The sequence below is a fragment of the Burkholderia sp. B10 genome, from assembly GCF_004368385.1.
GTDB lineage: Bacteria > Pseudomonadota > Gammaproteobacteria > Burkholderiales > Burkholderiaceae > Burkholderia > Burkholderia vietnamiensis.
The window spans coordinates 1-26,368 of record NZ_PQMX01000004.1; the positions used below are offsets into that span (position 1 = coordinate 1).

Sequence of the window (26,368 nt, forward strand, 5' to 3'; positions counted from 1 at the left end):
TCTCGATCAGCCGCTGCAGGCGCGGATCGGCGAAGAATTCGCGCCAGCCGATGGCGCTCGCCGCCTGGCCGTTGGCGCTGCGCGTGCCGGCCGCAGCGGGCTGCGTCGCGTAGACGCCGCCGGCCGGGTACGCCTGCGCGACGGGCGCGTCGGGCCGCGTGTAATGCGGCGCCATCGTGCAGCCGGTGGCGAACAGCGCGAGCGCCGCGGCGGCCGCCATGCGAAATCCATTCATGTTGCCCTCGTTGCGTCCCGTCGCGGCACGCGTTGCAGATTGCATCGTCATACGGTCTCCAGCACGCGGGCGCGCTCGCTGTTCGCGGCCTCGCGATGGCGCTTCGCGATCAGCGTGTACACGGTCGGCAGCACGAACAGCGTGAACAGCGTACCGACCAGCATGCCGGTCGAGACCGTGATCCCGATCGCGAAGCGGCTGGCCGCGCCCGCGCCGCGTGCGAAAATCAGCGGCACGAGCCCGGCGACCATCGCGGCCGTCGTCATGAGGATCGGCCGCAGCCGTACCGCGGCCGCGTGCTCGATCGCCGCGCGCCGGTCGAGGTGCTGCGTGCGTTGCAGTTCGTTCGCGAAGCTCACCATCAGGATCCCGTGCTTGGAAATCAGGCCGATCAGCGTCACGAGCCCGATCTGCGTATAGATGTTCAGCGTCGCGAAGCCGAGGTACAGAGGCACCAACGCGCCGCACACCGACAGCGGCACCGACACGAGGATCACCAGCGGATCGCGCAGGCTCTCGAACTGCGCGGCGAGCACCAGAAAGATCACGACGAGCGCGAACACGAACGTGACCGTCAGCCGGTTGCCTTCCTGCACGTATTGCCGCGATTCGCCGAGCCAGTCGATCTCGTAGCCGGCCGGCAGCGGCTGTTTCTGCAGAAACTCGACCGCTTGCCCCATCGTCACGCCCGGCGCGGCCACCGCCGACAGGGTCGCCGAGTTCATCTGATTGAACTGCGTGAGCGCGTTGGCCTGGCTGCCGTTCGACACGCGCACGACGGTCGACAGCGCCACCATCTTGCCGCCGCGCGTCTTCACGTAGTAGCGGTTCAGCATGTCCGACGACAGGCGCTCGGCGCGCGCGACCTGCGGAATCACGTCGTACGAGCGGCCGTCGTGATCGAAGCGGTTCACGTAGTTCTCGCCCACGAGCACCGCGAGCGTATCGGCGATGTCCTTCATCGTCACGCCGAGCGCATTCGCCTGGTTGCGGTCGATCGTTACGCCGACCGCACGGCTGTCGAACGTCAGATCGCTGTCGACCACCGCGAACAGCCCGCTCTTCGACGCGGCAGCCTTCAATTTGTCCATCGTCGCGAAGATGCCGTTGAAATCGGCCGGCGCGCGCAGCACCATCTGGATCGGCAGGCCGCCGCTCGACGCGGGCAGCGACGGCAGCAGGAACGTGAACACCTGGTCGCCGGCGATCGCGTTCGCGCCCGCCTGCACCCGCGCCTGCAGGTCGGCCGCACTGCGCGTGCGCTTCGACCAGTCGACGAGGTTCACGCCGGCGAAGCCGAGATTCGCACCGCCGACACCGTTCAACACGAAGCTGGTATCCGCTTCCGGCAGCGAGCGGAACACCTTCTCGATCTGCGGCGCGTAGCGTTCGAGGTAGTCCAGATTCGCGTACTGCGGCGCCTTCACCTGCAGCATGATCGAGCCCTGGTCCTCCTGCGGCGCCAGTTCGCGCTTCACGCCGCTGAACAGCAGGCCGATGCCCAACAGGACGCCCGCTCCGAAAACCAGCACCGCCGGCCGCGCGCCGAGGCTCGCATGCAGCAGGCGCCGGTACGCGTGCGTGACGCGCGACAGCGTGTGTTCGATCGCCCGCGCGACACGGCCCTCCGACATCCGGCTGTCGAGCAGCAGCGAGCTGAGCATCGGCGAGAGCGTCAACGCGATCACCGCGGACACGCACACCGCCCCCGCGAGCGTGAAAGCGAACTCGCGGAACAACGAGCCGGTCAGCCCGCCCATCAGCCCGATCGGCGCATACACCGCAACGAGCGTGATGGTCATCACGATCACCGGCGACGCGATCTCGCGCGCGCCGAGCAGCGCCGCGCGCGCGGGCGGCTCGCCGGATTCGATGTGCCGGTGAATGTTCTCGACGACGACGATCGCGTCGTCCACGACGAGCCCGATCGCCAGCACCATCGCGAGCAACGTGAGCAGGTTCAGCGAGAAGCCCGCGGCCAGCATCAGCGCGGCCGAGCCGACGAGCGCGAGCGGAATCGTCACGACCGGGATCACGACCGCACGGAACGAGCCGAGGAACAGGAAGATCACGACCACGACGATCGCGATCGCCTCGATGATCGTCTCGCGCACCTCGTCGATCGACGCGTTGACGAAGCGCGCGACGTCGAACACGTCGCCGATCCTGATGCTGGCCGGCTTGCTGCGCTCCATCGTCGGCAGCAACGCCTGTACGCCGCGCACGATGTCGAGCGGGTTGCCCGACGGCGTCGCGTTGATCGCGATGTTGACCGCGCGGCGCCCGTTCATCAGCGCGCTCGCGTTGTATTGCTGGCCGCCCAGCTCGATCGTCGCGACGTCGCGCAAGCGCACGAAACTGCCGTTCGCCTCCGATTTCACGACGAGGTTGCCGAACGCGCCGACGTCGGTCAGGTCGGTGTTCGCGGAAATGTCGGCGACGGTCAGCGCGCCCTTCAACTGGCCCGGCGCAGCCTGCACGTTGTTCGCCTTCAGCGCGGCCGCGACATCGCCGGCCGACAGCCCGTGCGCGGCGAGCCGCGACGCGTCGAGCCAGACGCGCATCGCGAGATTCTGGCCGCCGACGATTTCGGCGGAGGCGACGCCCGGCACCGTGGTGACCAGCGGCTGCGCCACGCGCACCACGTAGTCGGTGATCTCGGGGATCGACAACGTATCGCTCGAGAAGCCCAGATACATCACGGCCGTGGGCGCGTCGGTCAGCTTGGTGATCACCGAGTCGTACGCACCCTCGGGCATCTTGTACTTGACCTCCTGCACCTTCGCCATGATTTCGGTCATCGCGCGATCGGCGTTCGCATTCAGGCGCAGCCGCGCCTTCACGACGCTCTTGCCCTGCGTGGACGTGGAGGTCAAATACTCGATGCCGTCCGCGGTTGCGATCGACTGGGCGATCGGCGTCGTCACGAAGCCCTGCATCAACGCCTGCGACGCACCGGGATAGGCCGTCTCGACGCTGATCGTCGCGCTCTCCAGCATCGGATACTGGCGCACCGGCAGCGCACCGAGCGAGCGCAGGCCCACCAGCAAAATCAGCAGGCTGCAGACGATCGACAGCACCGGCCGCCGCACGAAGATGTCGGTGAAACGCGCGCCTTGCGTGGTCTGGCTCATCGCACCGTCTCCCGTCGTGTGCCCGCATCGGCGAGCGCCTGCACCTTCGCGCCCGGTGCGACGCGCAACTGCCCGGTCGTCACGACCACGTCGCCGGCGCGCAGCCCGTCCTCGATGACGATGCGGCCACGCTCGCGCGCGCCGGCACGCACCTGGCGCACGCGCGCAACGCCGACGCCGCGCCCGTCGCGCTGCTCGACCACCACCACGGTGTCGCCCGCCTGGGAGGTCTGCACGGCGGTATCCGGCACGCTGATCACCGCGTCGCGGCCGGGCAGCGCCAGATGCGCGTCGATATACATGCCGGGGCGCAGCAACTGGCCGGTATTGGTCACCGTGGCCTGCACGGTGATGTTGCGGGTCTCGTCGCCGACCTGCGGCTCGATCGCCGTCACGTGGCCTTCGAAGGTCCGGCCCGGATACGCATCCGTCGTCACGCGCACCGTCTGGCCGAGCGACACGCGGCTCAACTCCTTCTGCGGCACCGTGAAGTTCGCGTACAACACGCCGAGATCCGTCAGCGTCGCGATCGGATCGCCCGGGTTCAGGTACTGCCCCAGGTTCACGCGGCGCAAGCCGATCACGCCGGAAAACGGCGCGCGTATCAGCTTTTGCGTGATGACCGCTCGAGTCTCGCGAATATCGGCGCGCGCGGCGTCGAGCTCGTAGCGGCGTGCGTCGAATGTCGCCTTCGGCTCGGCGCCGTTCGGCACGAGCTGCACGGCGCGGTCGAACTGCCGGCGCGTATAGTCGGCCTTCGCCTGCAAGCCGGCGAGCTTCGCCTGCTCGGGTGCATCGTACAGTTGCACGAGCGTTTGCCCGGCGCTCACGCGCGAGCCCGCGACGAACCGGATGTCGACGACGCGGCCGGCGACTTCCGGCGCGATGGTCACCTGCCGCACCGCTTCGAGCGAGCCGACCGCCTCGAGCGTCGGCGCATCGGCCTGCGGCTTCACGACGATGGTCTCGACCGGCAACGGCGCCGGTGGCGACGCAGGCCGATCGGCCGCCGATACACGTTCCGTGCGCCAAAGGAACAATGCGCCGGACAGGACGACCAACGCGCCTGCGGCAAGGAACACAGAGCGTCTCACCGATATCTCCCCAATGAATCAGTCATGACGTCAGTTTGGGTGGAGCCGCCGCGCCCGGACGTCAACTTTTCGAATCCCCGTTTAAATTTTTCGCATGCCCGACACGAAAAAAGCCGCTTGCCGCGACGAACGCGGCAAGCGGCGAAGCAACGCCCGCTACGAGCTCAGATGGTCGTGGCAGGCGCTCGCGGCGCATGAAGGGTCCATGCGCGCGCATACGGGTGTGACATCGCCAACAGGACGGCGCCGAACAGCAGCAATGGATTGGTGCCGACCGCCCCGCACATCAGGAACAGCACCGACATCGCCGCCGCGCCGGCGACACCCCACGCGATCGCGATGCCGAGCAGGATCGATAATCCTGCCGCCAGTTCCAGCCAGGGCACGATCAGGTTCACCGCGACGACGTGCGGAAGCGCGACGTGCACGATCGCGCCGGTCAGCGCGAGCCGCACGGCTTCGGGCGCCACCGCGGATCGCGAGACGGCTGCCGTCAGAAAGGGGCCTGCATCGAAGTGCCCGACGATCTTCGTCAAGCCCGCCCAGCTCCAGAACGCGCCGAGTACGAGCCGCAGCACGAGCGCGACGGCGGCCTTCATCGCGCCACCTGCGGATGGCGGCGATGCAGCTGCCGGAAGCCGATCATGGTCACGCCGAGCAGACACGCGAACATGATGGCAATCGTCGCGTTCGTCTCCATGGGCAATGCGCTGACGACCCCCGACACGATCGAACCGAGCGCCAGCATCAGGCACCCTTGCAGACTCGCTGCCGCGCCCGCGCGGCCCGGAAACAGGGCCATCGAGCGCGCCATCGCGTTGGAGAAGATGAAGCCCTGTGCAAACGCGATCAGCATGATCCCGCCGAGGGTGGTCACGAGGCTCAGCTCGACGCCGCTCGACGCCACGCAGGCCACCCCGAGCGCAAAGGTCGCGATGCCGACGCGCATCAGCTGCTCGCCGCTGTAGCGCCGGATCAGGCTCCGGTTCAGCGTCGTGCCGCCGAGGTAGCACAGGCCGACGCCGAGCGCAGTCGAACCGAAATAAGCCGCGGAATGCCCGAGGCGGATTTGCACGATGTACGGGCCGATCACGTTCCACATCAGGAACGCCGAGAAGCTCATCCCGAGCATCGCGACAGCCGACTGGAAGTGCGGATCAGACAGGATCTCGCGATAGCCCGCAATGGTTTGCCGCGGCGTGCGCCGCAACTCCGGCCGCAGCGTCTCGCGCAGGCCCGCGAACGCGAACGACAGCACAATGAGCCCATAACCGCAGTACACGACGAAGTTCCAGCGCCAGCCGGCCCACTCCTGCACGTGTCCGCCCACGTAAGGCGCGATCACGGGGCCCAGCCCGAACGCCAGGCTGAGGTAGACGATCGCGACGCGGAAGCGGTCGCCCTTCAGCCGGTCGACCAGCACGGCGCGCGCGACGACCTGGCACGAGCCGATCGCGAAGCCCTGAATCGCGCGTCCCGCCATCAGCACCTCGAACGAAGGCGCGACGACCGCCAGCGCGCTGCCGGCGATGAACAGCACGAGGCCGAACAGTATCGACGGGCGTCTGCCCCACCAGTCGGCCAGGATGCCGAAGCCGAGCTGGCCGATCGCATAGAACACGAGCGTGATCGTGATCGTGTTCTGCATCATGCTCGGCATGACGTCGAGTTCTCGACCGATGGCCGGGATGCTGGGCGCATAGAGGTCGATCGCGATCCCGCCGACGCTATTGATCAGCGGCGCCAGGAACACGAGGAAGTTTTCATATCTGTTTGAGTTGGACATGGGGACGTTCCTGAAATGACGGGACAGGCCGACGCGAGTGCGTGCGGCCTGTCGGGATCAGTGACCGTTGGCGGTGCATTCGACCTGCCTTGGCGGCATTCGGGCCGAGGGCGGATCGCCGAGCGGGCTCCACATCGGCAAATCGTTGCGTCGGGCCATGTCGTCGATCCTTACCATGATGACGCGCGGCGCGTTGTCGTAGTACGTGCCCCAGTCGACATGCCGGTCACGCACCCGGCTCACGCACGCGCGGCCGAGATCGTCGTAGGCGATCTGCAACGACTGCACGATGTAACGCACGCGCTCGGTCGCCGTCATCAGCACGTACCGGTAGTGGTGCTGGGCCAGGGTGCGGAACACGCTCGCCATCAGGTAGCGCCCGGCGCCCTTCGGGCCGAACGACGAGAACTGCCCGAGCTCGATCAGCTCCGCACGCGACAGCCCATACAGGCTCGTCAGCGATTCGTCGAGGTAGTGCTCCGAGAACAGCCGCGCGCTATCGCCCCAGCTGAGCCCCAGGCATGCGTATCCGGGCAAGGTTCTCTCGCGGTCGGTCAGACACCAGAACTGGTCCGGGCGAGGCTCAGGACGCGCGCCGTGCGCCTGATAGTAGTGCTGCGAGACCGCGAGCTGAATCTCGCGATAGGCGTCCTGGCCCGGGTGAAAGGTCCGTACGATCTGCACGTTCGGCTCCCCGGTCAGTAAAGCGACGCCGCATGGTCACGCTCGATCAGCTGACGGCGCGGCCGCCCGGTGACCGTGTAGTAATCCGTGCGGAAGCGCTCGATGTCGGTCACGACCCGCACGCGCCGCACCCGCGCGAAATCCGCGAGCCGCGGTTCGAGCCGCGCCATCTCGTCGCGCACCGCCGCTTCGTCGTGCGTGGACAGCACGATCGCCGCCGGCTCTTCGCGCCCTTCGCCGAACACCACGATGTCGTCGATCAGCGCGCTTTCCTTGTAGACCGTCTCGACCCACTCCGGCGAGATGTTGCGCGCCGTCGACAGGATGATCACGTGCTTCTTGCGGCCGGTGATGTACAGGAAGCCATCGACGATCTCGGCGAGGTCGCCGGTATGCAGGTAGCCGTCGGTGAGCTCGCACGACGTATCGTCCGAGTTGTAGTAGCCCGCGCAGAGCGTCGGTGTGCGCACGCGCAGCTCGCCGTCGACGATCACCGGCTCGATGCCGTCGAGGAACGTCCCGGCGGAACCGATGCGGCGCTGCCCCGGATAGTTCAGCGAGATGATCGAGCTGTTCTCGCTGAGACCGTACGCTTCGTATACCTGCACGCCGCGCTTGTCCAACGATTCGAGCACGGTGGCCGGAATCTTCGCGCCGCCCGTGATGATGTGCGGATTGCGGCGGCCGAACAGTTGCGTCGTACCGGTCGACTCCAGCAAGGCATCGGCCTCCTCGAGCAGCTTCGGCGGCAGGTACAGGAAGTTCGGATCGACGCGGGCGATCAGGTCCAGGTATTCGCGCGCATTGCCGCTGCGTGCGCCGTACTCCGCGTAGTGCGCGGGCATCAGCGTCAGCGAGCCGCCGGACAGCACCGGCAGGAACACGCCGAGCACCTGTTCGATCAGCAGGCTCATCGGCACGATCGACAGGTAATCGAGCGGACCGGCCGGCACGCGCTTCAGCACGTTCGTCACGAGCAGGCCGACCGCCTCGTCGCGGATCTTCACGCCCTTCGGCTTCGACGTCGTACCGGACGTATGGATGATCCCGCAGATGCCCGGCTCGATCCGCTCCCCGGTGGGTGCGCCCGCTGCGGGCCATTCGTCGCGCTCGCTCGCGGCGTCGATGCACGAGATGCCCGGCAGGATCGAGCCGATGCGCGCGGCCGTTTGCGCATCCTGCGCGAAGATCGCGGTGGCCTTGTGCAACAGGCTGCCGATCTGCTCGTCGGAAAACTCGATCGGCACCGGCAGAAGCACCGCCTTCACGCGCAGGATCGCGAGCATCGTCGCCACCCACGTGTAGCTCGAGCGCGCGGCAATACCGAACACGAGACCGCTGCAATCGCCGTACACCTCCTCCAGCTTGCCGCCGATCCGCGCGACGTCGGTGCGCAGTTGGTCGAGCGAGTATTCGCGGCCGTCCATCTCCCGCACGACGATGCGGTTCGGCGCTTCGGCGAAATGACGTTCGATGAGTGCGCTGATCATGCGATGGCTCCCTTGCGATAGCTTTGCGCACCGAAGATGCGGCGGCCCGGGTCGGCGAGACGGCGGCGGCCGTGCATCACGCGGCTGTTGTCGATCACGACGACGTCGCCCTTGTTCCAGAACAGGTCGTACGTATAGCGGGCGGTCACGTCCTTGATTTCGTCCCACACCTCGAAATCGATGTCGGTACCGTCGGCCCACGTGATCAGCGGCGGCTCGTAGTTCACGCTCGGCCCGAGCAGCGAGTTGCAGAACGCGCGACGGCCGGAGAAGCAGCTGACGGTGATCGCATCGGTGACACGCTCGGACGACACGAGAAACTGGTCGAGACGGCGATAGTGCTGGCCGCGAACGCGCTGGTTGACGACCTCCAGGTGCGAGTCGTTCACCTCGTGCGCCGGCAGCTGGAGTTCGACGCTCAGGAAGCGCTGCACGTTCGGCCAGGGAATGCGGCGCGAATACTTGATCTGGCGTTGCTCGAACAGGCGACGCACGGCCGGCGTCAGTTCCTGCAGCACGCGCTGACCGTCGCAGATCGTCGTTTCGGAGCCGACGCGAGCCGGCTCGAGGCAGTAGAACCATTGCAGGTCGGGCGTGAACGGCAGGTTGCCGTTCTCACGGTGCAGGCCCATTTCCAGCTCGCCGGCATCGATTTCGGCGGTGTTCTCCGTCGAGGTCTTGCGCGCGGGATCGAACGTGACGCGCGCCGAATGCAGGCTGACGAAGCGGTTGAAATCGTCGAGCGTATCGGCGAAATTGCGAAAGATCAGGACACCCGAATGGGCGAGTTGCTCGTACAACTGATCGGTATCGACCAGGTCGATCGCCTTCTGACCGGCCTCGAGGCTTTCGATCAACTCGAAGCCGAAACGCGGTAACGGTTTGTGCTGAACCCTCGCAGCGACTACATCAACAACATCCATCATGGTTGCCTCTCAGTGTGGTTAGTTTTGTGTTCGAAGCACGGCCTCGTCGAACACTGACTAATCTACCGACACGGCGGGGCGCACCGTTTTAAAAATTAAATGGTGGATGTGAATTTTGTTCAGGTTCCTGAAAGGAAGCCCGGCTTTGCTTCCCCATTGGCAATAACCCGCACCGCTCGCCGGCCGGCGCGAACCGATTGCGGCTAGGCGCGAGGCAATTCCCCCGGCTCGAACGCGTTGGCGCTCGCGAGATCCTTGAAGAGGCTGCGCATGGTGCGGATGTCGGGGTTCTTCTCCATCGGCGTCGACCAGATCACGTCCAGCGTGAAGGTCGGGAAGCCGAGCGGCACTTCGCAGATCTGTACGTTCGCCGGAATCGACAGGTGCTGGATCAGGCGCCGCGGCAGCGTCAGCGCGACCGGCAGCCGCGCGACGATGTTCAGGCAGGCCTGATACGTGTTGGCGCGCGCGACGATACTGCGCGAGCGGCCGAGCTTTTCGAGCCAGCCGTCGATCATGTTGCGCTCGGATACCCACGGCGTGGGGAACACGTGCTCCATGTCGCAGAATTCGTCGAGCGAGACGCGCGTCGACGGTGCGAGCTTGCGCGAAGCGGTCAGACACACGAAGGTGTCGGAGAGCACCGACTCCCATTGCAGGTCGGGATGCAGCCGATGATAGCCGGGGCCGAAGCCGATCGCGAAATCGAGTTCGCCGGCCAGCAGCCGTTCTACCGGCAGCTCGCGGCCGAGGCGATCGACGATCAGCGAGGTTTCGCGGCCGCGCTTCATGAACGACTCGAGCACCCCCGGCAACAGCAGCAGCTCGAAGTACTCCGGCGCGCATACGCGCATCACACGGCGTGACGTGGCGGCCACCTGGTCGTCGTCCATGTCGGCGCAGTGGTTCACCGCGTCGATCACGTTTCGCAGATACGGCTCGATCGCCTCGGCCTTGGCCGTCGCGACGAGGCTGCCGCGATCGACGTCGAACAGTACGTCGTGAAAGCAATTGCGCAAGCGTTTCAGGCAATAGCTGACCGTCGGCTGGCTGATGCTCAGGACCTCGGCAGTGCGGCGCGCGCTTTTATGTTCGTACAGACACAGAAATACCATCACGTCCTGAAGATCGAGTTGGCGCAATACGTTACTGTTAAGCACGATATTTCCTTATCGTTATTGTTGTCGCCGGCCTCATTTGTTGCGGTCTTTATCTTAAACCCATCGAGGTTCGGTCTGTCACGCCTGCTCCCCTCGCGCCCACCCTGCGCCATCGGACGGGAGCGCTTCGCCCGGTAGCGCGAGAAGCGCACGCTTCAGGAGCGATGCAAGTGTCGTGCGGTCGTCCCGATCCAGCCCGCCGAGCAACAGATTCAGTGTGTCCACGTGTACATTCACCGCCCTGTCGATCAGTGCGAGCCCTTCGCGAGTCAATCGCACGGCCATTCCCCTGCCGTCCTGCGGATTCGGGATGCGCTCGACGAGGCCGGCCTGCTCGAGTCGCATCAGGCGGTTCGTGATCGCGCCCGACGAAATCATCAGCGAGCGGTACAGCTGCGTGGGCGACAGTTCGTACGGTGCGCCCGCCCGGCGAAGCGTGGCCAGAACGTCGAATTCGCCTTCCTTGAAGCCGAACGGCGACAACGCCTCGGTCCGCGCCTTCTCGCAATGCTTGGTCAGTCGCGCCAGACGCCCGAACACCTCCATCGACGCCACATCGAGTTCAGGCCGCTCGTCGCGCCATTGCGCGACGACGAGGTCAACGTGATCTTCGGTACCCGGAACCGTCATGAATATCCTCGCATTCGATGGGGGCTTGGTCGCTCAACTTGCAGCCAATATATCTCAATATTAAGATAGTTCAGAAGTACACGGGGGACAGCAGTGGAGCAGGCAGATGGCAAAACTATCATTCAGTGACCACGATCTTTATTATGCGGACGTCGGCAGCGGCCAACCGATCATATTGATTCACGATCTGGGTAGCTGCGGTCTCGCATGGGCACGGCAAATGCCGTTTCTGCGTCAAGCGGGTTATCGCGTCATCGTGCCGGATCTGCCGGGGCACGGTGCGTCGTCGTACCCGGATCGCACGCTTGACGTGAGGGAACTTGCCGGCAGCCTGCAGTTTCTGCTGGATTATCTTGGCCTCGAAAGTGCCGCCCTCGTCGGCATCTCGCTTGGTAGCGCGATCGCCTTGACGATCGCGCTCGATGCGCCCGCACGCGTCGGCAAGCTGGTCGTCTGCAATGGCTTCTCGAACCTGGTCGACGACGATTTCGTCCGGCGCTTCGAGTTCTGGAAATGCGGTTTCGCGCGCGACGATGGCGCAAGCCGCTGGTTCGAGGAAATGTGGCCGCTGATGGTGAGCGCCGAATTCGCTCAATCGGAAGCTGGCGAGATCGCGTATCAGATCGGCCATGCGCGCGCGGCAACCACCGATTCCGCGCAGCTTGCCCGCCTTTGCATCGGGATCGCGAACTACGACGTCAGAAGGCGACTGAATCTCGTACGCAGCGAAACGCTCGTGTTGCAAAGCGAAGACGGCAGCATTTTTCCGGCGACCGAAGGGCAACGGCTCGCTGCCATGATTCCGGGTGCCCGCTACGGAACGCTTCCCGGAGGCGGACATCATGCAAATCTCGACCGCGCCGGGGCGTTCAATTGGGCGGTATTGCGCTTTCTTGGCGGGTCAAATGCTGTGTAGGGTTTCGCACGAATCTCGTCTGGAGGCGTGAGGTGCGTGGGCCGTCATCAACGGCACCGCAGGCGACGAAGCCGGCTTCGCGCTCGGCTTCCTCGGCTACTGGCTGACCGCGTTTGTCTACGTCGAGCAATGGTGAGAACGTCGTTGTTGGCGGAAAGTGCGCAGCAACGCCGTCGCCCGGCCGGATTCGGCTCCGAACGCAAACGGTCGTAATCGTTCGTGTTCGCCCGTAGCGCCATTCATCGTCGTAGCACTCCGACCTAGAAGTCCGCCATCTCACGTCTGCACCAGGTCATCGCTCTACATCGGAAGCGGTCGATCTCTCGGCGATCCGTCGATGGTGCTGAACAGCGCTCGAAGCGCTGCATCATGGGTTCATGACGCATCGCGGCCATCGACATCGCACAACGCTTGTTCACTCCCGGCTCGAAGCACGGGAAACCGGCACGTCGGTGCTTTGAAGCGTCTCCGTGATGCGTACTTTATCGACATCCAGCCAGCATGAATTTGTGGAAGATGACAACGCATCTGCAAAAACTGCCAGAGTTTTGCTGATGCACGATGTCCTGTCGGCGGTCCATTGCCGAACCGCGCGCCGATTCGAGGCGGTCGTTCGGAGACGGCGCCATATACCGGACGATCCGATCGGGATCGACTTTCATCTGCTTCGCCTGCTCCCCGTCGAGCCATCGGCGGAAGCAAGGTCGTCGATGCTTGCGAAGCAAAATGTCACTTCCGACGTCGACACGGGGCATGCAGATTGCATGGACGAGCCTGACCGAGGCCCCACACGATGCACCTCGCACGCGCGAAAGCGCGGCAATGTGCATACTGGCGTGACTCGCTCCACCCGCCGCTTGCGGCCGTATCGCAACAGCATCACCACGAGGAGGCTCACGCATGACGACGCCGTTCGAACCGGGCGACCATGTCCGCTGGAATTCCGAAGCCGGTTACGTGACCGGCACGATCATTGCGGTGCACACGCAGGATTTCGACTACAAAGGCCATCGTCATCGCGCGTCGCCCGACGACCCCCAATACGAAATCAAAAGCGATCGCACCGACCACATCGCCGCGCATCGCGGCCGCGTGCTCGAACGCGTCGCCGGCAAGGAGCGCACGTGACGCTCCCGTTCTACACGATCGGCCATTCGAACCGCACGCTCGGCGAACTCGTCGCGATGCTGCGGGCCGTCGACATCACGCTGCTCGTCGATATCCGCAAGATGACGCGCTCGCGCACCAACCCGCAGTTCAACGAGGCAACGCTGCCCGACGCGCTGGCCGCCGCCGACATCGGCTACGAGCACATCGCCGAGCTCGGCGGGCTGCGCGGCAAGTCGCGCGACGTGCCCGACGCACTCAACGGCTTCTGGACGAACCGCAGCTTCCATCGGTATGCCGACTACGCGCTGTCGCCGGAATTCCGCGCCGGCCTCACGCGGCTGATCGCGCTCGGGGAGCAGCAGCGCTGCGCGCTCATGTGTTCGGAGGCCGTCTGGTGGCGCTGTCACCGGCGTATCGTGTCCGACTACCTGCTCGCGCGCGGCGAGACGGTGCTGCACATCATGGGCCTGAATCGTGTCGAGCCGGCGCGCATCACGGCCGGCGCGACGGTCCGCGACGACGGTGCGGTCGTCTATCCGGACGCCGACGGCGATACGCAGGAAGATGCCGCGCCGCAATCGAACGAATGACCGGGCGTCGGCGCTGCCCGCGCCGGCTGGTTGATGCGGTTGGGTGACGCGGTTGGTTGATGCGACGGGTTGACACGACCGGTTGACGCAGCCGGCCGATGCGCCGCCGCACGGCGGCCGCCCGTGCGCGTCTGAAACGGAGCGCACGCACCGCCTTTGCGCGGACGCGATCCTGCATTACCATCGGGCCACCTTCGCGCTCGCGCTCGCCGCCGGCGCGCCCTGCCACGCTACCCTTCCTGCGCACCGATGCTCGTCCTCATCATCCTCGCCGGCCTGTGGGCCGGTCTCCAGAACGCCCTCGCGGGCGGCGGTTCGTTCGTCACGCTACCGGCGCTGATCGTATCGGGGATGTCGCCGCTCGCGGCCAACATCACGTCGACGGTCGCGCTGTTTCCCGGCCAGGTCACGACCGGCTGGGCAAGCCGCAAGATGGTCCGCGGCGCAGGCACGCTGTCGTTTCGCGCGCTGTTCGTGATCAGCGTGATCGGCGGCGCGCTCGGCGGGCTGCTGCTGCTCAAAACGCCGTCGTCGATCTTCTCGCAGCTGGTGCCGTGGCTCGTGCTGTTCGCAACCGTCGTGTTCGCATGGGGCAGTTTCTTCCGCAAGCCGACCGAGGCCGCGCAGCATCTCGGCCCGATGGCGGCCGGGATCTCGCAGTTCCTGATCGCGATCTACGGCGGCTATTTCGGCGGCGGCATCGGCTTCCTGATGATGGCCGCGCTCACGATGGCCGGCCTGTCGCCGCGTCACGCGATGTCGACCAAGAACGCGCTCGCGGGCGTGATGAACGCGTCGGCGGTCCTGCTGTTCGTCACCTCGCCGCAACTGCACTGGGGCGCGGCGCTTGCGCTCGGCAGCGGCGCGATCGTCGGCGGCCTGCTCGGCGCATGGGCGCTGCATCGCGTGAACGAGCGCGTGCTGCGGATCGCCATCGTCTGTATCGGCGCGGCACTGACGGTCGGGCTGTTCGTCAGGCCGCTCTGACGCGCGCGCCGCGAGCGTCGTCGCTATGCGCCCGCGTCGATGCGCGGGCGAACTCGCCAGCCGCCGCGCGATCGTGCCCGCCGTCGGTCAATGCTGCCGCCGATGTTGAATGCGTCGGCCGGTAGGCCGGGCGATGCCTGCCGCTCGCGCGCCGGGCCGCGGCCATCGGCGTGACGCAGTCGCCGAGCCTGCGCACGCGCAACGTTCAACCGAACGGCCGCACGCCGATCAACGGGCCGTGCAGGAACAGCGCAAACACCGCCCATGCGACGACGCCGGCCGCGATCGCCGACACATCGCCCGACAGACGGCCCGCCGGATAACGGACGCGGTCGCGCCGATCGCGCGTGCGCGACACGATGAACAGGATGAGCGACCACACGAAGAATGCGCCGAACAACACGGCCGCCCGCAACGTGCCGTTGACGAGCAGATGCGCGACGGCCCACACCATCACGCCGGCGACCATCGGATGTCCGGCGAGCGTCTTGATCCGGTTGCGCGGCACGTACGACGCGGCGATCAGCACGAACGCGATCGCAGTCAACATGCCCGTCAGATGGCGCACGCCGACCGGCGAGACCCACAGCAGCGTCGCGCTGTCGCGGGCGATCCCGCAGCCGCGCACGACCAACACCAAGCCGATCAGCGACGCAACCGAATAGCCGGCCTTCCAGCCGCGCTCACCGACGCGCGCGATTGTCGCGGCGCGCCAGCGGCTGGCCACGATGCGGATCGAATGTACGCCGAGGAAGATCGCCAAACCGAGAATCAGCACGAGCATCGGTTGTCTCCATCTGCAACGATGAGTGGGGAATGCATTCAGCGCGGCGTTCGATGCGCCGTTCGCGGGGCGGGTGTCGCGGTGCGGGCCGCTCAGATGTCGCGTGCGGCTCGCGCCGATCATAAACGCCGCGACCGTCGTTGTGAAGCGCGGAGAAACAGCGCGCGGCATGCTTGAAGTTTCGTCTAGCGGATGCGAGCAACGTGCGGCGCGCGAATCGTCAGGGCGTATGCGTGCGGACGGCGCAGGGCACTGAGCATCGAGTAAGAGTCCTGAGCGTCGCGTGCCGAGCGCCGAGCGCAGCGAACATCGACCGCCGCGGGTCCAGTATCGACAAGCCCCGAACACTGAACAATCCGCAGTTGCCGTCACGCCGACCGACGCTACGCCTGCTTACGCTTCGACGCCGGTTTCGCTCCGGATTTCGTTTTCGCTTTCGACGCACGCTTCGAAGCCGATTCCGTCGCCCGCTTCGCGTCAGGTTTCGCGGACGGCTTGACACTGCGCCCACGCATCGACCGCGACTCCGCCTCACCCTCGTCCACCGGCTTCCGCCTCGCCTTCGCTTTGCGCTTGGGCGCCCCCGCAAGCAACGCCGCCCGATACGCGCCGCGACACCAGTCGAACAGCGCGCCCGCATCCTCGAGCACGTCGGCGGGCGTTTCGTAATAGCCTTCGAGCGCGACGGTACGCGTGCGCCCCGTATACGAAAACGGCCCCATCCCCGCCGCGACGAACGCCGGACGATTCAAGTCGTCGACGCGCAAGAACAGCGACCCGCGCGCGAGGAAGCCGAACATCACGCCGTCGAGCCGCATCGCCGCGCCGCCGAAGAATCGCGTCACCACGACGTTGCCGAGCATCGCGAGCCGATACGCGATCTCGTCGCCGTGCGCCTTGTCTGCCTGCCAGCTCATCGGCACGCTCCTTCTTGCCGGTGCATCACGCGGCGCCGACGCAGCGTTGCGTCCATGCGTCGAATTCGGCGGCGTCGAAGCCGAGCGCCGCCGCGCTGTCGCCGATCTGACGCCACGTCGGCCGATCGACCGGGATGCCGTGCGCGAGCCGCTCGGCGCGGCTCGCCTCCTCCGGCTCGCCGGGCATCTGCACCGGCGCGTCGCCGGAACGCGGCGACGCCTTCGCCCACGCGACGAACGCATCGGCCTCGCGCTGCGCATCGGCCGCATCGAACGCGTTCGGATCGATCAACACCGACAGCATGCCGTTGACGATCGCGCTGGTCTTCTGCAACGTGCCGTCGTAGGTCGTATGCCCGCCGACGAGTGCGCCGCCGAACACCTCGCACATCGCGGCGAGCGCATAACCCTTGTGCAGCCCGAACGGCAGCAGCGCGCCGAACGGTTGCTCGTGCATGACGGCCGGATCGTCGGTCGGCCGCCCGCGATGGTCGATCAGCGCGCCCGCCGGCACGCGCTTGCGCTGGTGGTACGCGACGCGCGTCTTGCCGTACGCGACCGCGCTGGTCGCGAAATCGAGCAGCAGCGGCGCGCGCCCGGCGCGCGGATACGCGGCGCAGAACGGATTGGTGCCGAACCGGGGATCGGCGCCGTGAAGCGGCGCGACCAGCAGATCGCCCGGCACGTTGACGAAATGGAACGAAGCGAGCCCCGATCGCGCGCATTGCTCGGCCCAGTGGCCGATGCGGCCGAGATGATGCACGTCGCGCAATCCGATCGCGCAGATGCCCATGCGCCGCGCGCGCTCGATGCCCTCGACCATTGCCTCGAACGCGATCACCTGCCCGAAGCCGCGGCCGCCGTCGATCGTCAGCACCGCGCCGCCGTCGCGCACGATCGCCGCATGCCGGTTCAACTGCAACTGCCCTTCGCGGCAGGATGCGACGTAGTTCGGGATCATCCCGATGCCGTGCGAATCGTGACCGGCGAGGTTCGCGCCGACCAGGTGCTCGGCAACCAGCCGCGCCTCGCGCGCGCTGCTGCCGGCCCGTTCCCACAGCGCGGCGACGAAGTCGTGCAGCGGTTCGGCGCGCATGCACAACGCATCGGTATCGGGTATCGGCGGCATAGTCATCGGCAGGACTCCAGGGGTTCAGACCGACGTCGGCGCGATCGGCCGACCATCGCGCTCAGCGAGCGGAAGCGATCACGTCCGCGACCGCCGCGGTCAGCTTCTTCGCATACGGCACGTGCAGGAACTCGTTCGGCCCGTGCGCGTTCGACTTCGGCCCCAGCACGCCGCACACCATGAACTGCGCCGACGGGAAGCCGGCCTGCAACACGTTCATCAGCGGGATCGTGCCGCCGAGGCCCATGTACCCGCACGCTGCGCCGAAGTGGCGGTGCGACGCGGCATCGAGCGACGACGCGAGCCACGGCGCGAGATCGGGCGCGCTCCAGCCGGTCGCGGCGCCCGCATCCGGCTTGAACGTGACGCGCGCGTTGTACGGCGGATCGAGTTCGAGCAGCGCCTTCAACTGCTGCACGGCCTGCGCGGCGTCGACGAGCGGCGGCAGGCGCAGCGACAGCTTGAACGCGGTGCGCGGCCGCAGCACGTTGCCCGCATCGGCGAGCGCCGGCAACCCGGACGCGCCGGTCACCGACAGCGACGGCCGCCACGTCGAATTCAGCAGCGCCTCGCGCGGGTCGGTCGTGGTCGGCAGCACCGGCTTGCCGTCCGCGCCGCAGGCCCACGGCAGGCCCTTCCATACCGCATCGCCGAGGATGGCCGCGGCCGCATCGGCTTCGCGCACGCGGCTGTCGGGAATCTCGCAATGGAACACGCGCGGCAGCAGGTTGCCGCTGCCGGCGTCCTCGAGGCGCTCGAACAGCTGCCGCATCACGCGGAAGCTCGACGGCGCGATGCCGCCGAACACGCCCGAATGAATGCCTTCGTCGAGCACCTCGACCTGCAGGTCGCCGGACACCAGCCCGCGCAACGACGTCGTGAGCCACATCTGGTCGTAGTTGCCGGCGCCGGAATCGAGGCACACGACGAGCGACACCTGGCCGAGCCGGTCGCGCAGCGCGTCGACGTACGGCAGCAGATCGTAGCTGCCCGACTCCTCGCACGTCTCGATCAGGCCGACGCAGCGCGGCCGTTCGACGCCCTGCTCGTCGAGCGCGCCGAGCGCCGCGAGGCTCGCGTAGATCGCATAGCCGTCGTCCGCGCCGCCGCGACCGTACAGCTTGCCGTTCTCGAACTTCGGCGTCCACGGGCCGAGGTCGGCGCGCCAGCCGTCGAATTCGGGCTGCTTGTCGAGGTGGCCGTACAGCAGGATCGTGTCCGTGCTGCCGGCGCGCGTCGCCGGCGTTTCGAAGAAGATCACGGGCGTGCGGCCCGGCAGCCGAACGATCTCGAGCTTCAGCCCTTTCACCGGCTGGCGTTCGGCCCACTGCGCGGCATCGGTCACGACGCGCTCCAGATAGCCGCGTTTCGCCCAGTCCGGGTCGAACGCGGGGCTCTTCGCGGGGATCGCGATGTAGTCGGTCAGGGCGTGGAGGATTTCATCGTTCCACTTGCGCTCGACGAAAGCGACGAGCTTGTCATGGTCGAGGACGGGGGTAGTGTCGACGGAGGTCATGGTGGGTGCCGGGATCGGGCTGACGAAGATTCGGATGATACGCCGACGGCCCGCCGCCCGGGTGCATTCACGGCGCGCTGGCTTTCAGTGCCCTTTCCGCCACGGCCGGCAAGCGATACCGTTCGGCAGAACGCGCCCCATCAACCAAAACGATTACGAGCCGCCGGATTATTTAGGCCGCGAATTGATTTAGCCATTTCGTCAAGGATATTTACCGGGCGCCGGTTGTTCCGCGCATCCAGCGAATGACCGAGAAAATCGGCGAAGCCTTTATCAGTAAAGGCCGAGCGCCCGACATACCGAAACGGCGCGTCGCTGCCCGCCTACTTTCAATGACATGAATCAATATTAAAGTCATTAAATTCCGGCGTTTACCATTACCAGAACGGGCCAAAGCGATAACATGGCGACGTTAATAAAACGGCGATCCATTTCGGAATCGTCCACCGGCGCCGGCCGCGCCACCTCAACCGCATCACGTCCGTTCAAGGAGCCTCGCATGTCCGATGCCAGCTCGTCCTCCTCCCGTTCCACCGCTGCGTCGGCAGCGTCCGACGCGCCGAAGATCGGCGTCGTTCCCGCCACGCTGATGGTGGCGGGCAACATGATGGGTTCCGGCGTCTTCATGCTGCCCGCGAACCTCGCCGCCACCGGCGGCATCGCGATCTTCGGCTGGTTGATCACCGTCGTCGGCGCCGTCTCGCTCGCGCTGGTGTTCGCGAAGCTCGCGGCGATCGACCCGGCCGCCGGCGGCCCCTACGCGTACGCCAGAAAATCGTTCGGCCCGTACATGGGCTATCAGACCAACCTGATCTACTGGCTCGCGAACGTGCTCGGCAACGTCGGCCTCGCGGTCGCGGGACTCGGCTACCTCACGCACTTCTTCCCGGTGATGAAGGACCCGCTGGTGTTCGCGCTCGCGCAGATCTTCGTGATCTGGCTGTTCACCTACGCGAACATCCTCGGGCCGAACGTGGTCGGCCGCGTGCAGTCGGTCACGACCGTCGTCGCGCTGGTGCCGATCCTCGGGATGGCCCTGTTCGGCTGGTTCTGGTTCAGCAAGGACGTCTATCTCGCGGGCTGGAACGTGTCGGGCACGAGCAGCATCGGCGCGATCGGCGCGACGCTGAACTTCACGCTGTGGGCGTTCATCGGCGTCGAGAGCGCGTCGGTGTCGGCCGGCGTGGTCGAGAATCCGTCGCGCAACGTGCCGATCGCGACCGTCGGCGGCGTGGTGCTCGCGGCCGTCTGCTACGTGCTCAGCTCGACCGTCATCATGGGGATGATTCCGAACAAGGCGCTGCTCGCCTCGAGCGCGCCGTTCGCCGACGCCGCGCGCCTCGCGCTCGGCGACACCGCCGCGAACGCGGTCGCGCTGTGCGCGGCGCTCGGCTGCCTCGGCTCGCTCGCGGGCTGGACGCTGCTGGTCGGACAGACCGCGAAGGCCGCGGCCGACGACGGCCTGTTCGCCAGCGTGTTCGCACGCGTGAACTCGAAGAACGTGCCGTCGGCCGGGCTCGCGATCGTCGCCGTGATCATGTCCGTGCAGGTGCTCGCGACGATGTCGCCGAGCGCAAGCCAGCAGTTCGGCAAGATCGCGTCGATCGCGGTGATCATGACGCTGCTGCCGTACATCTACTCGTGCATCGCGATCAAGGTGCTCGGCTACGGCAAGATGCCGCCGCACCAGTTCACGTTCTACACGATCGTCGGCCTGATCGGCGCGGTCTACTCGCTGTGGGCGATGGTCGGCTCCGACGGCCAGCAGACGCGCTGGTCGCTGATCTTCGTGATCGCGACGATCGTGTTCTACGAACTGTCGATCAACCGCCAGCGCGAAATCGAGGAAACCCACGTCCATCCGGGCGGCCGTTCGCCGCGCTGGGTGCGCTACTTCGCGCTCGGCGTCACCATCGTCGCGCTCGCCGCGACGTTCTGGATCTCCGTCGGCCAGCACGAGGCCGATATCCTTCACGCACGCTCGCCGGCCGCGGGCGTCGCGGCAACCCAGCACACGGGGGAATAACAGATGACCGCTTCCTTGACCCAACCGGCATTGCGCCGCCTCGGGATGAAGGCGCTGCTCGTGCAGCACGACATCGACGAGCGAACCGCGACCGGCCGCGCCGCCACCGCGCTCGCCGAAGAATTGCGCACGCGGCTCGTCGACGTCGTGATCGCGACCTCCGCCGACGACGCGTGCGCGGTGGTCGTCGCCGATCCGGCGATCCAGTGCCTGCTGCTCAACTGGGAGCTCGGCAACGATCCGGCCCACGCGCCCGCGCAGGCCGTGCTCGACGCGATGCGCGCGCGCAATGCGACGGTGCCGGTGTTCCTGCTCGCGAGCCGCGCGAGCGCGGCCGCGATTCCGGTCGACGCGATGCGCAAGGCCGACGACTTCATCTGGATGCTGGAGGACACCACCGCGTTCATCGGCGGGCGGATCGTCGCCGCGATCGAACGCTACCGCGAAACGGTGCTGCCGCCGATGTTCCGCGCGCTCGCGCAGTTCTCGCGCGTGTACGAATACTCGTGGCACACGCCGGGCCACACGGGCGGCACCGCGTTCCTGAAGTCGCCGGTCGGGCGCGCCTACTTCGAATTCTTCGGCGAAGCGCTGTTTCGCTCGGACCTGTCGATCTCGGTCGGCGAACTCGGCTCGCTGCTCGACCACTCCGGCCCGATCGGCGACAGCGAGCGCTATGCGGCGCGCGTGTTCGGCGCGCATCGCACGTATCACGTGACGAACGGCTCGTCGATGTCGAACCGCGTGATCCTGATGGCGAGCGTCACGCGCAATCAGGTCGCGCTGTGCGACCGCAACTGCCACAAATCGGCCGAGCACGCGATGACGATGTCCGGCGCGATTCCGACCTACCTGATCCCGTCGCGCAACCACTACGGCATCATCGGCCCGATCATGCCCGAGCGGCTCACGGCCGCGGCCGTGCGGCTCGCGATCGACGCGAACCCGCTGGTGCGCGGCCGCGACGGCATCAGCCCGACGCCCGTGCACGCGCTGATCACGAACTCGACCTACGACGGGCTGTGCTACAACGTCGCGCGCGTCGAGGAGCTGCTCGGCCAGAGCGTCGACCGCCTGCATTTCGACGAAGCCTGGTACGGCTATGCGCGCTTCAACCCGATCTACCGCGATCGTTATGCGATGCACGGCGATCCGGCGCAGCACGACGCGAGCAAGCCGACGGTGTTCGCGACGCAATCGACGCACAAGCTGCTCGCGGCGCTGTCGCAGGCGTCGTTCATCCATATCCGCGACGGCCGCAATCCGATCGAGCACGCGCGCTTCAACGAGGCGTACATGATGCACGCGTCGACGTCGCCGAACTACGCGATCATCGCGTCGAACGACGTGAGCGCGGCGATGATGGACGGCCCCGGCGGCGAAGCGCTGACGACCGACGCGATCCGCGAGGCCGTGTCGTTTCGCCGGATGCTGGCGCGCCTGCATGCGGAATACGACGAGAACGACGACTGGTTCTTCGACGGCTGGCAGCCGGACACGGTCGTCGACCGCAAGACCGGGCGACGCGTGCCGTTCCACGAAGCGGACGAGACGCTGCTCGCGACCGATCCGTCGTGCTGGGTGCTGCATCCGGGCGACACGTGGCACGGCTTCGGCGCGATCGAGGACGACTACTGCATGCTCGACCCGATCAAGGTGTCGATCGTCACGCCGGGCGTCGCGCCGCACGGCGGGCTGATGCCGGTCGGCATTCCCGCGTCGGTGGTGACGGCCTATCTTGACCGGCAAGGGATCGTCGTCGAAAAGACGACCGACTTCACGATCCTGTTCCTGTTCTCGCTCGGCGTGACGAAGGGCAAGTGGGGCACGCTCGTCAACACGCTGCTCGACTTCAAGCGCGACTACGATGCGAACGCGCCGCTCGAGCAAGCGCTGCCGGAGCTCGTCGCGCGCTATCCGGAGCGTTACGGCAAGCTGGGGCTGCGCGAGCTGTGCGATCTGATGTTCGCCGCGATGAGCGACCTGAAGACGACCGAGATGATGTCGCGCGGCTTCTCGACGCTGCCGCAGCCGGACTACAGCCCGGCCGAGGCGTACGAGCATCTGGTTCACAACGACATCGAGATGCTCGAGCTGTCGGAGATGGCCGGCCGCACCGTCGCGACCGGCGTCGTGCCCTATCCGCCCGGCATTCCGCTGCTGATGCCGGGCGAGAACGCAGGGCCGGCCGACGGTCCGCTGCTCGGTTACCTGAAAGCGCTCGAACAGTTCGACCGGCGCTTCCCGGGCTTCACGCACGATACGCACGGCGTCGAAGTGGACGACGGCGTGTACCGCATCGCGTGCATCAGGCAGGCGGGCCGCGATAGCGCCGCGCGCTGAGCGAAGGCGGTGAGCAGCGACCGGCGTCACGGCCGGTCGCTAACGGCCCCGGCCGGGGCCGGGGGTGCCGGCCCGCTACGCGGGCAACTTGGCGACCCACGCGGCAAGCTGCGCTTCGCCTTCGTCGTCGAGCTTGCCGCTGAGTTCTCCATACCACTGCACGATCGCGTCGGCCGGCTGCGTGGCCTTCAGGATCTCGAGGCTGTTCTCGAGGAACGCGCCGAAGAACGGAATCCCGCGCATGTAGAGGAACGTCGAATCGGTGATGCGCACATGGCCGTACACGTCGCGCAGCCACCCGAGATGCGGCAGCGCCTCGCGCGCATGACCGCTTTGCATCAATGCCGAAATGAAGTTCGTGCGCGCGGCGACGTCGGACTGTTCGTGCGTCTCATGATTGATCTCGGCCGCCTTCTGCATCCACGCCTCGCCGCGCTCCACTTCGTCGCACATCACCGACGTCGTCGCGAGCTGCACCGCGTTGTGCGCACTCGGCTCATGGCCGAACAATTCGAGCCAGTAAGGGAATGCCTCCGCGTAGCGCTGCAGCGCCGAATACGACAGCGCGCACAGACGCGCCGCGTCGGCCAGCCGTTGCGCATGCGGCGCGGCAGCCGCGATCGCCGCTTCGTGCCGGCCGGCCTGATATGCCGCCAGCGCCGCGGCCAGTTCGGGGGCGATGTCGGGGCCGCGCTGTTCGTCCGCGTCGGCGTCCGACGGCTGCGTGCGTTGCGTAGACGATGCGGGCGGCGTGAGCAAGGCGGCCTCGTCGCGCGGTTTCTTCCCGAACAGCTTTCCCAGCAGACCCATGTCGTTGTCCTTGTCGTTATGGTGAAGGAATGGCGGCGCCGCATCCACGGCCGCCGCACGGCGACCGCCATCTTACGCGTGCGACGCGGTGGCGGAAACGGGCAACGGGAAAAGCGAAAAGGCGACCGCCGCGTGCAGCCGTCCAGGAGCGCCGCGACGCGTCACGCGCGCGGCGGCCGCACGCCGCGATCCATGCCGCGCCGGTAAGCGGCCGGGCTCGTCGCCGCGACGCGCCGGAAATGCCGGCGCAACGATTCCTCCGAGCCGAAGCCCGCACGCGCGGCAACCTGCGCCAGCGACAGGGACGGCTGCGCTTCGAGCATGTCCTTCGCGACGTTCACGCGCTCGCGGATCAGCCACGCGAGTGGCGACATCCCGGTCGCGTCGGCGAACTGCCGCTGCAGCGTGCGCGGGCTCATCGCGGCATGCGCGGCCAGCGACGCGAGCGTGTGCGGCTCGGCCGCATGCGCGCGCATCCAGTCGATCAGCTTCGCGAGCCGGTCGCTGCCGCCCGGCGCGACGGGGCGCGGCACGAACTGCGCCTGCCCGCCGTCGCGATGCGGCGGCAGCACGAGCCGCTGCGCGACGCGGTTCGCGATCGCGCCGCCGTGATCGCGGCGCACCAGATGCAGCAGCATGTCGAGGCCGGCCGCCGAACCGGCCGACGTGACGATCTGCCCGGCATCGACGTACAGCGCGTCGGGGTTCACGCGCAGCGCCGGATAGCGCGCCTGCAGTCGCTCCGCGTAACGCCAGTGGGTCGTCACGGTGAGCCCGTCGAGCACGCCGGCCGCCGCCAGCACGAACACGCCCGAACAGATCGAACAGAGCCGCGCGCCACGGCGATGCGCGGCGCGCAGCTTCTTCAGCAGCGGTTCGGGCGGCCGTTCGTCCGGGTCGCGCCAGCCGGGAATCACGATGGTGTCCGCACGATCGAGCATCGCGAGCCGGTACGGCGCGGCGACCGTGATGCCGCCCGCGGCGCGCACCGGCCCGGGCTCGCTCGCACAGACCGCGAAGCGATACCAGTCGACGCCGAGTTCCGGCCGTTCGAGTGCGAACAATTCGACCACGCAGCCGAATTCAAAAGTGCAGAGCCGATCGTAGGCAAGCGCGACGACGAGATGATTGTGCATGGCGCGATGTTACCGGAACTTGTCGATCGCGCCACTGCCGGAAAACCGGCGCGCACGCGATACTGGCCTCGTTGCGGCGCATTCCGCGCCGCCTGCTCAGGAGCGCATTTCATGTCATATGTCACCGACGTCCCGGCCGCCGACAGCGCAAGCGCCGCCACGCATTTCGAAGCGTCGCTGCGGTTCGAAACCGATTGCTGGGACGTGCACGACGCGCTCACGTCCGGCGCAGCCGATTTCGTGCTGCTCGACGTTCGCGGTCCCGAACAATTCGCGGCCGGCCACGTGCCGGGCGCGCGCAACCTGCCGCACCGCAAGATCGTCGCGGGCAAGCTCGGCGACCATCCGGCCGACACGCTGTTCGTCGTCTACTGCGCGGGCCCGCACTGCAACGGCGCCGCGCGCGCGGCGATCCGGCTCGCGCGGCTCGGCCGCCCGGTGAAGCTGATGATCGGCGGGATCGCCGGCTGGCGCGACGAGGGTTTCGCGCTGAGCAACGATGCGCAAATGGAAACCGGTGCCATGCACTGATCGTCGCTAAAAACGCAACAATCAATTGCCGAAGGAAGGCCTGCACACGAACGGAAAAAGCGCGACAATCGGTCTCATTGCAGTCTGGACGGAGTAGCAACATGCCACACGCAGTCCTGATTCAGGTAGCCGGTTCGATCGCAGCGATCGCGCTCTATTTCCTGCCGGCCGTCATCGCCGACCGGCGCGGGCGGCACGACAAGCTGACGATCGCGATGTTCAACGCACTGTTCGGATGGACCGGCATCGGCTGGCTGATGACGCTCTACTGGGCGTGCCAGCCGAACCCGCGGGCCGACGTCGCGCAAACGATCCTCGCGAAGCGCCGCGGCATCAGCATGCGGACCTTCTCGACCGGCCTCGTCGAGCGCGTGCAGCGCCGTATCGCCGCCCAGGAGCAATGGGCCGAAAAGCAGGGCTGCCGCTGAACCGCC

At 66.9% G+C, this 26,368-nt stretch carries 24 protein-coding genes and 1 pseudogene; 8 read left to right on the forward strand and 17 right to left on the reverse strand.

Translation table 11 applies throughout. The features are described from left to right. The 10 genes and pseudogenes from C3Y15_RS02965 to C3Y15_RS03010 all read right to left on the reverse strand — a co-directional run. A pseudogene (locus C3Y15_RS02965) lies at nucleotides 1-235 on the reverse strand (multidrug transporter); the annotation flags it as partial. A gap of 47 nt (nucleotides 236-282) precedes the next feature. Continuing rightward, the gene (locus C3Y15_RS02970) at nucleotides 283-3,369 is read right to left on the reverse strand and encodes an efflux RND transporter permease subunit (protein WP_059474707.1); all 3,087 of its coding nucleotides are present in this window, start codon (nucleotides 3,367-3,369) and stop codon (nucleotides 283-285) included. After that, on the reverse strand, nucleotides 3,366-4,469 hold the full coding sequence (locus tag C3Y15_RS02975) for an efflux RND transporter periplasmic adaptor subunit (RefSeq protein ID WP_081053433.1): 1,104 nt from the start codon (nucleotides 4,467-4,469) through the stop codon (nucleotides 3,366-3,368). Before C3Y15_RS02975 ends, C3Y15_RS02970 begins: the two co-directional genes overlap by 4 nt. A 158-nt stretch (nucleotides 4,470-4,627) precedes the next feature. Then, complete coding sequence (locus C3Y15_RS02980) at nucleotides 4,628-5,062, reverse strand: DoxX family protein (RefSeq protein ID WP_069246442.1); 435 nt, start codon at nucleotides 5,060-5,062, stop codon at nucleotides 4,628-4,630. Then, a complete protein-coding gene (locus C3Y15_RS02985; protein WP_069246441.1) occupies nucleotides 5,059-6,249 on the reverse strand; it encodes a multidrug effflux MFS transporter in 1,191 nt (396 codons plus the stop codon). Before C3Y15_RS02985 ends, C3Y15_RS02980 begins: the two co-directional genes overlap by 4 nt. Nucleotides 6,250-6,306: 57 nt before the next feature. After that, nucleotides 6,307-6,933, reverse strand: a complete 627-nt coding sequence (locus C3Y15_RS02990) for a thermostable hemolysin (RefSeq protein ID WP_034194523.1) — start codon at nucleotides 6,931-6,933, stop codon at nucleotides 6,307-6,309. A 14-nt stretch (nucleotides 6,934-6,947) separates the two neighbouring features. Further along, nucleotides 6,948-8,423, reverse strand: a complete 1,476-nt coding sequence (locus C3Y15_RS02995) for an AMP-binding protein (RefSeq protein WP_069246440.1) — start codon at nucleotides 8,421-8,423, stop codon at nucleotides 6,948-6,950. Beyond that, on the reverse strand, nucleotides 8,420-9,349 hold the full coding sequence (locus C3Y15_RS03000) for a TauD/TfdA family dioxygenase (protein ID WP_069246439.1): 930 nt from the start codon (nucleotides 9,347-9,349) through the stop codon (nucleotides 8,420-8,422). Before C3Y15_RS03000 ends, C3Y15_RS02995 begins: the two co-directional genes overlap by 4 nt. 203 nt (nucleotides 9,350-9,552) lie before the next feature. Continuing rightward, nucleotides 9,553-10,509, reverse strand: a complete 957-nt coding sequence (locus C3Y15_RS03005; RefSeq protein WP_014725453.1) for a LysR family transcriptional regulator — start codon at nucleotides 10,507-10,509, stop codon at nucleotides 9,553-9,555. A 78-nt stretch (nucleotides 10,510-10,587) separates the two neighbouring features. Next, nucleotides 10,588-11,139 carry a MarR family transcriptional regulator gene (locus tag C3Y15_RS03010; protein ID WP_059888233.1) on the reverse strand — a complete coding sequence of 184 codons (552 nt, stop codon included), beginning with the start codon at nucleotides 11,137-11,139 and terminating at the stop codon, nucleotides 10,588-10,590. A gap of 106 nt (nucleotides 11,140-11,245) precedes the next feature. Here C3Y15_RS03010 and C3Y15_RS03015 point away from each other — a divergent pair, with 106 nt between their 5' ends. From C3Y15_RS03015 to C3Y15_RS03030, 4 genes are all read left to right on the forward strand, one after another. Next, entirely contained in the window at nucleotides 11,246-12,055 is an 810-nt protein-coding gene (locus tag C3Y15_RS03015) for an alpha/beta hydrolase (RefSeq protein WP_045577782.1), read from the forward strand. Nucleotides 12,056-12,955: 900 nt separating this feature from the next. Further along, nucleotides 12,956-13,183: a DUF2945 domain-containing protein gene (locus C3Y15_RS03020; protein ID WP_011548546.1), complete on the forward strand. Its 228-nt coding sequence runs from the start codon at nucleotides 12,956-12,958 to the stop codon at nucleotides 13,181-13,183. Continuing rightward, entirely contained in the window at nucleotides 13,180-13,755 is a 576-nt protein-coding gene (locus tag C3Y15_RS03025; protein WP_014725473.1) for a DUF488 domain-containing protein, read from the forward strand. The genes C3Y15_RS03020 and C3Y15_RS03025 overlap by 4 nt, the downstream gene beginning before the upstream one ends. Before the next feature lie 249 nt (nucleotides 13,756-14,004). Next, on the forward strand, nucleotides 14,005-14,742 hold the full coding sequence (locus tag C3Y15_RS03030) for a sulfite exporter TauE/SafE family protein (RefSeq protein WP_011882694.1): 738 nt from the start codon (nucleotides 14,005-14,007) through the stop codon (nucleotides 14,740-14,742). Nucleotides 14,743-14,947: 205 nt separating this feature from the next. Here the strand turns inward: C3Y15_RS03030 and C3Y15_RS03035 are convergent, their stop codons facing one another. From C3Y15_RS03035 to C3Y15_RS31625, 5 genes are all read right to left on the reverse strand, one after another. Beyond that, nucleotides 14,948-15,526 (reverse strand): NnrU family protein, encoded by a 579-nt coding sequence (locus C3Y15_RS03035; protein WP_069246437.1) that lies wholly within the window; start codon nucleotides 15,524-15,526, stop codon nucleotides 14,948-14,950. 383 nt (nucleotides 15,527-15,909) lie between these two features. Further along, nucleotides 15,910-16,443: a TfoX/Sxy family protein gene (locus C3Y15_RS03040; RefSeq protein ID WP_069246436.1), complete on the reverse strand. Its 534-nt coding sequence runs from the start codon at nucleotides 16,441-16,443 to the stop codon at nucleotides 15,910-15,912. Between the two features lie 25 nt (nucleotides 16,444-16,468). Continuing rightward, nucleotides 16,469-17,578, reverse strand: coding sequence for a malate/lactate/ureidoglycolate dehydrogenase (locus tag C3Y15_RS03045; RefSeq protein WP_045577778.1), 1,110 nt, complete (start codon nucleotides 17,576-17,578; stop codon nucleotides 16,469-16,471). A 55-nt stretch (nucleotides 17,579-17,633) separates the two neighbouring features. Next, the gene (locus C3Y15_RS03050; RefSeq protein WP_011882698.1) at nucleotides 17,634-19,088 is read right to left on the reverse strand and encodes a M20 family metallopeptidase; all 1,455 of its coding nucleotides are present in this window, start codon (nucleotides 19,086-19,088) and stop codon (nucleotides 17,634-17,636) included. Between the two features lie 357 nt (nucleotides 19,089-19,445). Next, nucleotides 19,446-19,694 (reverse strand): hypothetical protein, encoded by a 249-nt coding sequence (locus C3Y15_RS31625; RefSeq protein ID WP_162471376.1) that lies wholly within the window; start codon nucleotides 19,692-19,694, stop codon nucleotides 19,446-19,448. On the opposite strand from C3Y15_RS31625, the gene adiC reads away from it, so the two are divergent. Next, complete coding sequence (gene adiC / locus C3Y15_RS03060; protein WP_059474701.1) at nucleotides 19,588-21,114, forward strand: arginine/agmatine antiporter; 1,527 nt, start codon at nucleotides 19,588-19,590, stop codon at nucleotides 21,112-21,114. The two genes, C3Y15_RS31625 and adiC, sit on opposite strands and share 107 nt — an antisense overlap. A 3-nt stretch (nucleotides 21,115-21,117) precedes the next feature. Next, the gene (locus tag C3Y15_RS03065) at nucleotides 21,118-23,457 is read left to right on the forward strand and encodes an Orn/Lys/Arg decarboxylase N-terminal domain-containing protein (protein WP_014725479.1); all 2,340 of its coding nucleotides are present in this window, start codon (nucleotides 21,118-21,120) and stop codon (nucleotides 23,455-23,457) included. A gap of 75 nt (nucleotides 23,458-23,532) precedes the next feature. Here C3Y15_RS03065 and C3Y15_RS03070 read toward each other — a convergent pair whose 3' ends face one another. Continuing rightward, the gene (locus C3Y15_RS03070) at nucleotides 23,533-24,267 is read right to left on the reverse strand and encodes a hypothetical protein (RefSeq protein ID WP_059474700.1); all 735 of its coding nucleotides are present in this window, start codon (nucleotides 24,265-24,267) and stop codon (nucleotides 23,533-23,535) included. Nucleotides 24,268-24,428: 161 nt separating this feature from the next. Further along, nucleotides 24,429-25,403 (reverse strand): transcriptional regulator FtrA, encoded by a 975-nt coding sequence (gene ftrA / locus C3Y15_RS03075; protein ID WP_011882702.1) that lies wholly within the window; start codon nucleotides 25,401-25,403, stop codon nucleotides 24,429-24,431. Between the two features lie 111 nt (nucleotides 25,404-25,514). On the opposite strand from ftrA, the gene C3Y15_RS03080 reads away from it, so the two are divergent. After that, a complete protein-coding gene (locus C3Y15_RS03080) occupies nucleotides 25,515-25,934 on the forward strand; it encodes a rhodanese-like domain-containing protein (RefSeq protein ID WP_041494226.1) in 420 nt (139 codons plus the stop codon). A 101-nt stretch (nucleotides 25,935-26,035) separates the two neighbouring features. Beyond that, nucleotides 26,036-26,362, forward strand: a complete 327-nt coding sequence (locus C3Y15_RS03085; protein WP_011882704.1) for a superinfection immunity protein — start codon at nucleotides 26,036-26,038, stop codon at nucleotides 26,360-26,362. Nucleotides 26,363-26,368 lie beyond the last annotated feature (6 nt).